Here is a 13,435-nt window from a genome sequence, read left to right on the forward strand (position 1 = left end):
CATGTCGACCCACGCCGACAAACAGCAGCGATCAAACCGAATCAGTCGGCAATCCTTCTTTAACCATCAGGGTGCAAAACCGGAAAAAAGCTTTATCTCCACCAATCCGGTGCAGGCAAAACTCAAGGTCAGCAAACCCAACGATCCCCACGAAGTTGAGGCAGAGGCGATGGCGGATCATGTCGTTGCACGGCTGGCTACCCCCGCCTTCTTTCATAGCGACCAGGCTCCCGGCAGCCAGCTGAATCGTCAGCCGGAAGCAGAGGAGGAAGAAGCACTTCAGCCCCTCATGCGGCAGCCTCTCGAAGAGGAGGAAGAAGCGCTTCAGCCACTCATGCGCCAACCCCTCGAAGAGGAGGAAGAGACGCTTCAGCCCCTCATGCGACAGCCCCTCGAAGAAGAGGAAGAAGCGCTTCAACCTCTCATGCGCCAACCCCTCGAAGAGGAGGAAGAGGAGCTTCAGACACTCCAACGACAACCCGAAGAAGAAGAAGAGGAGTTGCAGACACTCCGGCGACAGCCCGAAGAGGAAGAGGAGGCGTTGCAGACACTCCGACGGCAGCCCGAAGAAGAAGAGTTGCAGGCACAGCCTGAAGAAGATGAAGAGGCCGTGGACCGCACTCCCAAACACTATCGTTACCGATCCGGCGTGCCGCCACCCTTTCCACGGGCTGCCCGCACTTTCGGCGGCGACCCAATCCACAGATTCCGTCAGGCACCGGCAAAAATTCACCTGTCTGCTGGTGTGGCAGTTAACCACCAGCGACGTTACCGGTCGCCCAGACGTGCCCTGCATCGATCAGCGGCAGCCCGCGGCCCACCGGAGCCAGGTCCGGGTTTTCGCTCGCACCTGCAAAACTCAAAGGGTGCCGGACACTCGATGCCATCGACGCTGCGCCAACCGATGGAGTCCGCCTTCCAGGCAGACTTCAGTCGTGTGCGCCTGCATACCGGCCAGCGCGCCGCCTCGATGAGCGGACAGATCAATGCCCAGGCATTCACCCACGGTAGCCACATCTACTTTGGACAGGGTCGTTATGCGCCGGAATCGAGCGCAGGCAAACATCTGCTCGCCCATGAGCTGACCCATGTCGTGCAGCAGGGCGGTGCTGTGCAACGCCGTCCGGCTACTCCAGGCATTCAGAGAAAGGCGACACGTTCCGGCGGTAGAATCACCCGCGCACCACCTTCCATCCAGCGTCTGCCCGACTTCATCGGCAGACGGCTCAACAGCTACGCCCGCTACATCCCCGGATATACCCTGCTTACCGTCCTCATCGGCTATAACCCGCTACTTGGCCAACTGGTTGCCCGCACCCCACGAAACCTGCTGCAAGGTTTCATGGGGCTGGCCTCTGTACTAGGCACCCGGCTCTTCGACAAGCTGACTGAACTTGGCATCGTCGACGACGCATTCAACTGGGTCAATGCCCGTCTGCAGACACTCAGGCTCAATATAGATCGGGTAGAAGGACTGATTCGGCAAGCCTACGACCGAATGGATTTTCTCCGCCTCGACCCCATTGCCTATAACCGGCGTGTGCTGGTCAACACATTCTCACCCCTGGTCAGTGACGTCCGCCGTTTCGCCGGACAGTTGGTCGACAAGGTGGTGGAGCTGATCAAAAACGCCCTGCTCAACACCCTGCGCAGTCTCGCCTCGGCGCTGCCCGGCTACCGGCTGATAACCATGATCATCGGTAGCGATCCGTTAACCGATGCACAAGTGATCGCCACCACGGCACAGATCATCGCCGAGTTCCTGACCCTGATCGGCGCCACCCAGGAACTGGAAAAGATGCGGGAGCATGGTGCGCTGGAACGCACTGCAGCCTGGATCGACCTGCAGTTGGCCCTGCTCAATTTCAACATCGCCGAGATCTCCGCACTCTTTACCACTGCCTGGAACAGCTTTTCGATCCAGGATGTATTCAATCCGGTGGCCGCCTTCAACCGCGTACTCAATATCTTCGCACCGTTCATCAGCCGGGCATTCCGCTTTGCCCACAACGTTGCCACGACAGTCCTGAGCTTCATCAAGGATGCCCTGCTCGATTGGCTTTCACGTCACGCCAGCAGCGTGCCTGGATTCCACCTGTTTACGGTAATCATCGGCCGGAATCCGTTCACACAGCAGCCGGTACCACGTACTGCCAGCAACTTCATCCGCGGGTTCCTCAGTTTCGTGCCGGGTGGTGAGGAGAAGTTCCGGAATCTGCAACAGTCCGGCGCCATCGAACGGGCTATGGCCTGGCTCAACGTACAGATCGCGCGGCTGAATCTGACCTGGACCATGATCCGTGCGCTCTTCACACAAGCCTGGAACAGCTTTTCCATTACCGACCTGCTCGACCCGGTGGCGGCATTCCAGCGCATCGTCGCACTGTTCCGGGCACCGGTGCGCCGCATCATCCGCTTTGCCGCAGCTGTGGCGGAGAAGATCCTGGAATTCATTTTTGAAGGGGTGATGGGGGCCGGTGGCGCACGGGTGCTGGCGATCCTCAAACGCGGCCGTGACACCTTCATGACCATCATCAACGATCCAGTGGCCTTTATCCGCAACCTGATCCAGGCGATGGTGCGGGGCTTCCGTCAATTTGCAGGCAACATCCTGACCCACCTGCGCAACGGACTGGTGGGCTGGCTGCTGGGTGCACTGGAGGGTGCTGGTCTGCAACTGCCCCAGACCTTCAACCTGCAGGGCATCATCTCCCTGGTGCTGCAGATCCTCGGCATCACCTACACCCGCATTCGTCCACGGCTTGTACGACTGTTGGGTGAGGCCAATGTCTCACGACTGGAGACCCTCTTCGGATTCCTGCGCACCCTGGTCACACAGGGGCCGGGGGCCGCCTGGCAGCAGATCGTGGAGTTCATCCAGGGCAATCTGCGTGAGATCGTGATGGGCGCCATCCGCAACTGGGTGATCACCCGGGTGGTCACAGCCGCCATCACCCGCCTGGCCACCATGTTCAATCCGGCCGGGGCGGTAATCCAGGCGATCCTGGCTATCTACAACACCATCATGTTCCTGATCGAGAGAATCAACCAGATCATGGCGGTGGTGAACTCCGTGATCGACTCGGTCAGCAACATCGCCGCCGGACGCCTTGATCAGGCAGCCAACTACGTCGAACAGACTATGGCACGCACCATCCCGGTGGTGATCAGTTTCCTCGCCCGCCTGATGGGACTCGGCGGCATTGCCGGACGTATCCGCTCGATTATCCAACGCATCCAGGCCAGGGTGGACAGTGCCATCGACCGGGTGGTGGATTGGATTGCCCGGCAGGGACGGCGACTGCTGGCCGGGGGACGCGCAGCGGCGGGACGTGCACGGGCGGCAGTTGCCGGTGTGATCAACTGGGCTGGATTCCGGCGCAGATTCAGTGCCGATGGGGCGAGCCATTCAGTCTACTTTCGGCGCCAAGGCAGCCAGCAGCAGTTGTTAATCGCCAGCGTCCCGCGACCTGCCATGCAGTTTCTGAACGAATACAAGGCGGCGCGGAACAATCTTTCAGGAACCGGGCAGCAAACCAAGCTGCAGAAGTGGAACCAGGCACGCGATCATGTGCAAAACAATATCGTGCCACTGGCAAGAGAGATCCAGCAGGCGCAACGGAACAACGCCACCGCCGCACAAAAGGAGCAACTCAGACAACGGATGATGCAGCAGGAGGTCCAGTTGACCAACCTGCTGCGGCAACTGCTCTCCGGTGAGAGAAACTGGGGCAGGGTGCGGGAAAAATACCGGCTCGAAGGCATGGTCGGCACCTACGCCTCCATGCCCAGGGCCGTGAGCGACCGGATTACCCCGGACCACCAGCCGCAGAACACCGTGTTCACCCACGCAGCCTCGTTGCCCTGCTTCAGGACGAATCTGAATCCTAACTCCTCCGGCGCCCAAAATATGCAGCGCCATGCCGCGGGCCGAACCGCCCAGGGCTATGCCATCAACCTGCACCACTATCGGCATGTGCGCGGTCGAACCTATGGACGCTCCCCGACAGGTTTTATCAACAATGTCAGATCGCAGCTGAACAATACCCAGCCCGCCGATCTGCAACGCAGAATCGTCGTCAATCTGATTCGGGGGGAACTCAATGCCGACGTGCAGCAGATCAGACGTGAGGTGGGTTCACCCAGCAACGATTCAATCTGGCGGGATATCTACCAGGAACCCCAATACGGCACCCAGCAGGAGCGAGATCAGCTGATTCAACAGACACGGGGCCAAATCCGGTCGGGGCAGGGGCGTATCGCCAATCAGGACCTGGAACGATTCAAACCCTGATAAACAGTGGCTTGTCGGGTTACGCTGCGCTAATTCGACCTACATATAATCACATTCAGGCAGAAAAAAGATAATCCAGCATCAGTCCCAAAAACACCAACAACCCGAAGTTGTTGTTGTTGAGAAAAGCATCGAAGCAGGCCTTGGGTTCCCGCTCGCGGGTAAGAAGTTGTTGATGGACAAACAGGACGGCGCCTGCCGACAAGCCAAGATAGTAGAGCAAACCGCGTTCGACCAATACACCCACCCAGACCATCAGCCCCAACATTATCAGCTGCAGGAGGCCGATGATCAGAATATCGTGGCGACCAAACAGGATCGCGGTGGATTTCACGCCGATCTTGAGATCGTCATCCCGGTCAACCATGGCGTATTGGGTATCGTAGATCAGCGCCCACAACAGGGTGGCGGCAAACAGCACCCAGGCGACCAGGGGCAGAGACTCGCCCACTGCCATGAACGACATCGGCACCGCCCAGCCAAAGGCGGCACCCAATACCACTTGGGGCAAATGGGTGTAGCGCTTCATGAAGGGATAGACAGCGGCGAGAATCACCGCTCCCACCGAGAGCAGTTTGGTCTGCCAGTTGAGAAAGAATAGCAGCAGAAAGGCGATCAGACAGAGGATGACAAATACCCCCAGCGCCTCCTTGGGAGTGACCAGTCCCGCCGCGATCGGTCTTAGTCGGGTACGTTCCACCCGGCCATCGATATGGCGGTCGGCATAGTCGTTGATGGCGCAGCCGGCAGAACGCATCAGCGCCACGCCACAAATAAAAACCAGCACGATCTGCCAGGGGGGCTGGCCATCGCCCGCCACCCAGAGCGCCCAGAGTGTCGGCCAAAGCAGCAGCAGGATGCCGATGGGACGATTGAGGCGGATCAACAGCGCGTATCGACGCAGTCGCTCCTGCCAGGAGACCGGACCGGATTGTAGCGACTCAAGTTTGACTTCTGGCCCGCTCATCAACCTTCGTCCTGAGGGATATCCGGCAGGAATATCTCATTCACCAGCAAAGGACGCCCTGCGATATAGAACAGGGTCCGTCGCCCCCAGAGTTCAGCCGGTATGCGCGCCAGATGCGGGGTAGCTGCGGCAAACAGGGGATGGCGGGGCTGCAACCGGGCTACCTGAGTGATCCCCCGGTGCACTTGAGGATCTGAAAACAGCACCGCCCCCAACGGCTTGTCTCCGAGCAGGGTCAGGCGTCTGGCCGGGCCCTTAAGACTGGTCGCGGGAATCAGGGTTCTGGCAAAAACCCAGGGGGTTTCATCGCAAAGCAGTTCGACCTCCCGCACCAGGGTGGTCTCCCCCCGCCTCAATCTGAGTACCTGTCCCTCGCTGTAGAGCGGCGCTCCCCAACCCTGGTGCAATACCCGCACCCGGAAATCACCGGCGCAGGCCTGTATCACCCGCCGCGTCAGAGAACCTTCATCCCGCAGCCAGCCAAGCACATCCTTCGGAACGGACGAAAAGCGCAACCGCTTCCAACTGGACCAGTTGGGTTCCAACACTGACTTTTCCGGAACGTGTTTCTGCAAGACCTGCGACCTGTAAAAAAGGGGGATTATCGCATAGCTTGGACGGTTTTCTCACCAGCTTCGGAAATACGACTGTAAGGTGCGCACAGCGCACCCTACCCGCTACCACATCAGGTCGTCGGGCACCTTATAGTCAGCATAGAGATCATCCTCTTCACTGCTCTTCTGCGACTCGTTGATAAGGATTATGCTTGCCTCGTCCCTGAGCCGTATCTTCTCTGCCACCACTGCGGGTACCAGTTCATAGGTCTCACCAAGCCGGACGATTGCCAGTAGCCCACGACTCAACTGGTCGTGTTGGGTGTCGGTCACGTAGATCTTTTTGATTCTGGTCTCTTCGGTGAAGTTGTAGGGAACCTCAGCCTTGTTCCTTGGCAGACGGTTCATCTCGATCAACTGTTTAACCTGAGCGGCAATCGCCCGTTGCTCAGCCTGCGCTTTCTGCTGCCGATTGAGTTCCCGATCCCGCGCTGCTTTTTTCGCTTGGGCCTCTTGCACCCGCAGCTTGTTCTCATCGACGATCTTTTCTTTGCTGTTGCGTTGCTGATTACTCTTTTTGCGGACGTTTTTTTTAGCCTTGTTCGCCTGCTGTTTGTCCACCAAGCCCGTTTTCAGGAACTGATCCTGCAGTGAATTACCCATCGATGTTTCCCAAATCGTTAAATCCGGGACAAATCATGCCGCCAATCAGCCCAACAGCGCAACTGTCTTGACCTGCACATAGACCGATTTTCCTGGTTCTAGGGCAAGAATAGTTGCTGACTTGCGGGTGATACGGGAGAGAATCGGTACGCCCCCGGCATCCAGGCGCACCATCAACTGGGCAGGATTTTCACCGACCAGGGTTTCAACCTTTGCCGGGAAGATATTCAGGATGCTGGTGCCCTCGTGCCGTTCGAGGCTCAAACTGACATCCCGGGCGAGCAGACGCAGACGCACCGGCTGCCCCAGGGGCAGATCTTTTCTCGCCACGGTGAAACGGCCGCCGGGAAATTCAAGGTGGGTGAGATGGAACGTCTCGTCATGCTCTGCAACCCTCGCCTCGACGACCGCCTCTGCCTCATCACCATGAGCAAGTGGCAGGTCAACACGGGTTAACATCTCACCAATCGGACCGGATGCCCTCACCCTGCCCCGTTCCAACAGCACCAGTTGATCCGCAAGCCGGGCCACTTCATCCGGCGCATGACTGACATAGAGTACCGGGATCGACAGCTCCTCATGCAGCCGTTCGAGGAAGGGCAGGATTTCTGTCTTGCTCTGACGATCAAGGGCCGCCAGTGGCTCATCCATCAATAGCAGCCGGGGACTGGTGAGCAACGCCCGGGCAATCGCCACCCGCTGGCGTTCGCCTCCGGAGAGCCCTTCGGGACGACGGGCCAACAGGGGAGCGATACCAAGCAGGGTGACCGCCTGGTCGAAATCGACCCGCCGCGCCTCCGGCGGGAGCCTTTTGTAGCCATACTTGAGATTCCCCAGCACCGAAAGGTGTGGAAAAAGGCTCGCCTCCTGAAAAACATAACCCAGGGGCCGCTGATGGGGCGGCAAAAAACGCTCACCATCCTGCCAGACCTCTCCGGCTATCTTCAGATAACCTCTGGCCGGCAGCTCAAGGCCTGCAATGGCCCGCAACAGGGTCGTCTTGCCGCAGCCAGAAGCCCCGAAAATTGCGCTGATCCCCTGAGCGGGCACTGTAAAATCAGCATCCAGGGTAAAGTCGTCCCGTTCGATCAGAAAGCGGGCCTCGATCGTCACCGTCACACCACCTTGAAGCGGCGATTCAGGACATACACCGCCAGCAGCAACAGGAAAGAGAGCAGCAGCAGGCCTCCGGCCAGCCAGTGGGCATGACCATACTCCAGCGCTTCAACATGGTCGTAGATCGCAATGGAGAGCACCTGGGTCTCGCCGGGGATGTTTCCGCCTATCATCAACACCACGCCGAACTCGCCTACAGTATGTGCAAAACCGAGTACCACCGCAGTGAGGAAACCGGGACGGGCAAGCGGCACCGCAACCGTGAAGAACCGATCCAGGGGTGAGGCGCCAAGAGTAGCGGCGACCTCCATCGGCCTGCGTCCAATGGCAGCAAACGCCCCCTGCAGGGGCTGCACCACAAAAGGGAGTGAGTAAAAAACAGAACCTATCACCAGCCCGGCAAAGGTGAAAGCAAGTGGCTCCCCCCCCAGCGTCATCATCAGACCACCCACCGGTCCGTTGGGTCCCAAAGCCACCAGCAGATAGAATCCCAGCACCGTTGGCGGCAACACCAGCGGCAGCGCCACCACAGCCTCCACCACCGCTTTGAAACGCCGCTGGGTTCTGGACAACCACCAGGCGAGCGGCGTACCGAGCAGCAGCAGAATCACCACGGTCAGCCCCGCCAATCGCAGCGTTATCCAGAGTGCGGCGAGATCGCCCTCATCCAACATCAGCTATCGCTCTCTGTTCCATAACCGTAGCCTCTGATGATTGTTACCGCCTCATCTCCCCTGACGAATTCCAGCAAGGCTCTGGCAGCAGGCCTGTCCCGCAACAATACCGCTTGTTGTTCGATGGGCCGATAGAGCGACTGGGGCACCTCCCAGAGCGATCCGGAAGGCTCGCTATGCGGCTGTTTTATCTGGGAGTAGGCGACGAATCCCAGTTCTGCATTGCCGCTCTTCACGAATTGGAAGGCCTGGCCGATGTTCTCACCCCGCACCATACGCCCGCGCAGCTTTTTCCACAGACCACGGGTCTGCAGCACCTCCTTTGCCGCTCTGCCGTAGGGGGCAAGCTTTGGGTTTGCGACAGCAAGGAAACGAAAATCTCCTTGCTCAAGTACCAACCCCTGCTTATCCACATAACCCGCTTTGGGACTCCACAATACGACCCGCCCGACGGCATAGGTGAAACGGCTGCCGGAAATAATCAGACCTGATTCATCCAGCAGTTTGGGGCGACGGGTATCCGCTGCAAAAAAAAGGTCAAAAGGGGCGCCGTTGCGGATCTGCGCATAGTGCTTGCCGGTGGAACCAACACTCAGGATCACCTTGTGACCGGATTGGATCTCGAACCGCTGAGCGATCTCCTTGATCGTCCCACTGAAATTCGAGGCGACTGCCACCCGGATCTCCGCAGCCTGCGCGCCAATCGATGACAGACTCAGCGCCGTGATCAGCAACAATTGTCGGAGAACTGCTCTGGGGGTGACCACTCTTTTTCTCATGCCGGGACATTAAATTGTGGGAGCTATGCCTCACCTAAACGATAGGGAACTTCTGATTAACTGGATTATTGTCATCTCGACCGCAGGGAGAGATCTCAAACCACCTTGCGATCAATAGGCTACGTAGGTTGAGATTTCTCGCTATGCTCGAAATGACAATTAACTCAGATACTCCATAGTTTTCAGTAGGCCGGATTAAATGCGCAGTGCTACAAAGCTGGAATTAAGCACATTATTTCACGCGCATCTAACCCGATCTACTGAAAAATCATTAAACTTTACCATACTCAGCCCGTTCACCCAGCCAGCGCCGCACCAGTGCCGCCGCATTTTCGGGATGAGATGCCAGCATCAGATCGGCAGCCTCCCGCACGTCGTCCAGAAGGTCCTGGTCCCGCACCAGGTCGGCGATACGCAACTGCATCTCCCCGGTCTGCCGGGTACCCAGTACCTCACCGGGGCCACGCATCTCCAGATCCTTATTGGCAATCACAAAACCGTCATTGGAGTCACGCAGAATAGCCAACCGCTGCCTGGCATTCTGCGACAGGGGCGCATGATACATCAGTACGCAGTGACTCTCCGTGCTACCCCGTCCGATTCGCCCCCGCAGCTGATGCAGTTGGGCCAGACCCAGTCGCTCCGGATTTTCTACAATCATCAGACTGGCGTTAGGCACATCCACCCCCACCTCGATCACCGTTGTCGCCACCAGCAGATCCAACTCACCTGTTTTGAAGCGGGCCATGACCGCCTCCTTCTCCTCCTGCTTCACCCGGCCATGCACCAGACCCACCTGCAGTTCTGGCAGTACCTCCGCCAGCAGGCGCTCGGTATCTTCCGCCGCCTGGCACTGCAGCACATCCGACTCCTCGATCAGGGTGCAGACCCAATAGGCCTGACGGCCTTCGGCGCAGGCGGCCCGAACACGCGCCACCACCTCGTCGCGGCGGTTGTCCGGGATGGCAACCGTGGTCACCGGTTTTCTGCCCGGCGGCAACTCATCGATGATGGAGATATCGAGATCGGCGTAGGCGGTCATCGCCAGGGTCCTGGGAATGGGGGTGGCTGTCATGATCAGCTGATGTGGCCAGCGCCCCCGCTTTATCCCCTTCTCCCGCAGGGCCAGACGCTGGTGGACGCCGAATCTGTGCTGTTCATCGATGATCACCAAACCCAGGTCGAAGAAACTCACATCCCCCTGAAAGAGAGCGTGGGTCCCCACCACAACCTTGGCGCTACCATCTGCCACCCGCGCCAAAGCCTGCTCCCGCTGCTTGCCCTTCAGACGACCGGTGAGCCAGGCCATCTCCACCCCCAGCGGTGTCAGCCAATCGGCAAAGTTACGCAGGTGCTGCTCCGCCAGCAGTTCGGTGGGGGCCATCATGACGACCTGATAGACTGACTCCACCGCCTGCAGCGCAGCCAATGCACTGACGATGGTTTTGCCGGAACCCACATCCCCCTGCACCAGTCGCTGCATCGGGTGAGGCCGGGCGAGATCCGCTGCTATCTCCGCCACCACCCGCTGTTGCGCGCTTGTCAGCTGGAAGGGCAGCCTATCCAATAAGCTGTCACGCAGATGTCCATCCCCCGGCAGGGTTGGTGCCGACGTCTCTTGATGGCGCTGTCGCAGTTCACGCAGACTGATCTGGTGGGCCAGCAACTCCTCGAATGTCAATCGCTGTTGGGCAGGGTGGATACCCTCCGCCAACTGATGCTGGGGTGCATCCGGAGGCGGTCGATGCAGATAACGAACTGCTGCTGCCAGATCGGGCAGTCTGAACCGCTGCAGCAGTTGATCCGGCAACAATTCCTGCAGTGTGGAAGGCGCCTCTTCGAGCCATGCCAACGCCTGGTCACTGAGGTTTCGTAAGGTGAGTTGATGCACCCCTTCAGTGGTCGGATAGATCGGTGTCAGGCACTCATCCACCGCCAATGGCGTTTCGGCATTAATCTGTTGGTATTCAGGATGCACCATCTCCAGACTGTTCGGGCCGTTACGCACCTCGCCGAAGCAGCGCAACCGGACGCCCCGGCTCAGATTGCTCTTCTGGGCATTGCTGAAATAGAAGAAACGCAGGAGAAGAGAGCCTGTCCCATCCGATATCTGCACCAGCAATGAACGCCGACGGCCAAACTTGATATCGGCCAGATCCACCTCCCCTTCGATAACCGCTTGATCCCCATGGCGTAACGAGCCGATGGATTGAACCCGGGTACGATCCTGATAGCGCAAAGGCAGATGGAAGAGCTGATCCTGAATAGTGTGGATACGCAGACGCGCCAGCTTTTCGGCAACCTTCGGTCCCACCCGCTTGAGGGAGGTGATGGGGCAGGATTCCAGGTTTATCGGTGAGTGATCCTTTTTCAATCGCGGTGGGTTCCAGTTACACTTCGTGCCCATAGCATGCCAGATAGTATGAGGAATAAAAAATGGTGGTACAGGAGACGATACAGATCGAAACCCGGGGACGCAGCACCTATGACATATCCAGCCAGGTTCACGAGATCGTCCGGCATTCCGCTATCAAAACCGGCATCTGCCAGTTATTCATTCAGCATACCAGCGCCTCACTGATCCTTTGCGAAAATGCAGACCCTGATGTTCGATCCGATCTGGAAAAGTTCATGTCGCGCCTGGTGGTGGACGGCGACCCGATATTCGATCACAGGGATGAGGGACCTGATGACATGTCGGCGCATATCCGCTCCATCCTGACCAACATGGACATGAGCTTTCCGGTTATCGATGGACGTCCGGGATTGGGGGTCTGGCAGGGCATCTATCTTTGGGAGCATCGCACCCATCCTCATCGGCGACGGGTTACAGTGACGGTTTGCGGAGAGTGAAAGGAAAGGTTTCAGGTTTCAGGTTTCAGGTTTCAGGTTTCAGGTTTCAGGTTTCAGGTTTCAGGTTTCAGGTTTCAGGTTTCCAAAGTTGGCGTCGGCCCAGAAATGCGTCAAGCCCTTATTTAACAATAACTTTTTAAACTCGCCCTGTCACCTGTCACCTGTCATCTTTCACCTGTCACTTTTCCCCATCCCCGTCGGCTTCCCATCCAGACTGACACTGTTGCGCTTCTGCCAATACTCCCTGATCCCCTCTTCACCTTTGTTGTTCGCCCACTCCTTCAAGGTATCCCGGTCACCCTGGTATTCGAACAGGGGAACCCCGAATCCGCAGGATGTCTGCGCCAGATCCACGTCCATCACCACGATCTGACGCGCCCCCGGCAGACTGGGAAATCGTCCGATATGGGCATCCCACTCAGCACTTCCCTCATGATGAACCGCTGCATGACCATACAACCGCAGGATCTTCGGATCAGCGTCAAAGGCACAAAACATCAGGGTCATGCGGTCACTCTCCAGCAGGTGGGCTGCTGTTTCGTTGCCACTGCCGGTCAGATTGAGCCAAACCACCTGGTTCGGACTGACCACACGCAGACTGTCCATCCCCTTGGGTGATAGATTGACGCGTCCATCCGCCGCTGCGGTAGCAACAAAAAAGATCTGCTGCCGAATAATGAAGTCCACCAGCTTGTCATTGATCGAATCGTATTGTTTGCCCATGTTTTTCCCGACTGATTTTAGTGCGTCTCGCAATCAACGTTTGGTCCAGAAACGGCCACCGAAAAAACGCCCGGCCAGACCGCCTTTATTCTCCTGTAACCACTCATCCCGCTCATTGAAAATATGCTGGGTCAGGGTTACCACTGCCCTGACACTTTTGGTCGAAGCAATATCCATGCGCAGATCACTCTGGGCGCTATGGGACGACCAAGGCCCACCTTCGTGACTGCGAATGAACTGGCGTATCTGGGAATAGAGCGTGTTGCGCAACTCCACAACCACTTCCTCTTCGGCAACCTTTGGATCCTTACCGAGAAACCTTCTGGTCATCTTTTTGGCCTGCCCTGGCGTTATCAGTTTCAGCGTGACACACTCATTTTTGAGCAAGGTGTCCATATTTGCACGGCGGTCGGCAAGTTTTTCTGGCATCGATTTAGCTTCAGGAACGTAGCCACTCTCTTTCCTCACGCTCTTTTGAGGCGAGTCACCATCCTTTACCACTTGATTTGCCTGTTCTTCACGGGCATCACTCTCGCGGGCCAGTTCCGCTTCCAACCACGCGATCTGTTCATCCAGCAGTTTATTGAATGCCAATGGAGAGGGATCGCCACTTATACCCGCCTCTATCGCCTGTCTGATCACATCACCGTAGTACTGAATTATCGACGGATCGGTAATCCCACAGGAACTACAGGTGACGAACACCCGCCCCTTGGCGTTGACTTCGATAAGTTGTTGTAAGTCTCTATCCACTCTATATCTATCTGTTATTTGAGCTGTTTGCCCAATGATAGCTGATTTGCAGCTTAATT

Annotated in this window: 11 protein-coding genes; 2 read left to right on the forward strand and 9 right to left on the reverse strand. The window is 57.7% G+C overall.

Annotation, left to right across the window (positions count from 1 at the left end; all coding sequences use genetic code 11):
* Position 1 precedes the first annotated feature (1 nt).
* Positions 2-4,294: a DUF4157 domain-containing protein gene (locus HPY30_07040; GenBank protein QYZ65764.1), complete on the forward strand. Its 4,293-nt coding sequence runs from the start codon at positions 2-4 to the stop codon at positions 4,292-4,294.
* A gap of 55 nt (positions 4,295-4,349) precedes the next feature.
* Here HPY30_07040 and ubiA read toward each other — a convergent pair whose 3' ends face one another.
* The 7 genes from ubiA to recG form a co-directional block, all read right to left on the reverse strand.
* A complete protein-coding gene (ubiA, locus tag HPY30_07045) occupies positions 4,350-5,261 on the reverse strand; it encodes a 4-hydroxybenzoate octaprenyltransferase (protein QYZ65765.1) in 912 nt (303 codons plus the stop codon).
* Positions 5,261-5,836, reverse strand: a complete 576-nt coding sequence (locus HPY30_07050) for a chorismate lyase (protein ID QYZ65766.1) — start codon at positions 5,834-5,836, stop codon at positions 5,261-5,263. The genes ubiA and HPY30_07050 overlap by 1 nt, the downstream gene beginning before the upstream one ends.
* Before the next feature lie 102 nt (positions 5,837-5,938).
* On the reverse strand, positions 5,939-6,478 hold the full coding sequence (locus HPY30_07055) for a DUF2058 domain-containing protein (GenBank protein QYZ65767.1): 540 nt from the start codon (positions 6,476-6,478) through the stop codon (positions 5,939-5,941).
* A 45-nt stretch (positions 6,479-6,523) separates the two neighbouring features.
* Positions 6,524-7,591, reverse strand: coding sequence for a molybdenum ABC transporter ATP-binding protein (gene modC / locus HPY30_07060; GenBank protein QYZ65768.1), 1,068 nt, complete (start codon positions 7,589-7,591; stop codon positions 6,524-6,526).
* 2 nt (positions 7,592-7,593) lie between these two features.
* A complete protein-coding gene (gene modB, locus HPY30_07065; protein ID QYZ65769.1) occupies positions 7,594-8,268 on the reverse strand; it encodes a molybdate ABC transporter permease subunit in 675 nt (224 codons plus the stop codon).
* Positions 8,268-9,047 (reverse strand): molybdate ABC transporter substrate-binding protein, encoded by a 780-nt coding sequence (gene modA / locus HPY30_07070; GenBank protein QYZ65770.1) that lies wholly within the window; start codon positions 9,045-9,047, stop codon positions 8,268-8,270. Before modA ends, modB begins: the two co-directional genes overlap by 1 nt.
* A 271-nt stretch (positions 9,048-9,318) precedes the next feature.
* A complete protein-coding gene (gene recG, locus HPY30_07075; GenBank protein ID QYZ65771.1) occupies positions 9,319-11,454 on the reverse strand; it encodes an ATP-dependent DNA helicase RecG in 2,136 nt (711 codons plus the stop codon).
* Positions 11,455-11,483: 29 nt separating this feature from the next.
* Between recG and HPY30_07080 the strand changes: the two genes are divergently transcribed.
* Positions 11,484-11,900, forward strand: coding sequence for a YjbQ family protein (locus HPY30_07080; protein QYZ65772.1), 417 nt, complete (start codon positions 11,484-11,486; stop codon positions 11,898-11,900).
* Between the two features lie 171 nt (positions 11,901-12,071).
* On the opposite strand, the gene HPY30_07085 is transcribed toward HPY30_07080, so the two are convergent.
* Complete coding sequence (locus HPY30_07085) at positions 12,072-12,623, reverse strand: pyridoxamine 5'-phosphate oxidase family protein (GenBank protein QYZ65773.1); 552 nt, start codon at positions 12,621-12,623, stop codon at positions 12,072-12,074.
* A gap of 33 nt (positions 12,624-12,656) precedes the next feature.
* The gene (locus HPY30_07090; GenBank protein ID QYZ65774.1) at positions 12,657-13,376 is read right to left on the reverse strand and encodes a hypothetical protein; all 720 of its coding nucleotides are present in this window, start codon (positions 13,374-13,376) and stop codon (positions 12,657-12,659) included.
* Positions 13,377-13,435: the final 59 nt, after the last annotated feature.

This window comes from Gammaproteobacteria bacterium (ex Lamellibrachia satsuma), from assembly GCA_019623805.1.
In the GTDB taxonomy this organism is placed as follows: Bacteria; Pseudomonadota; Gammaproteobacteria; order Chromatiales; family Chromatiaceae; genus QGON01.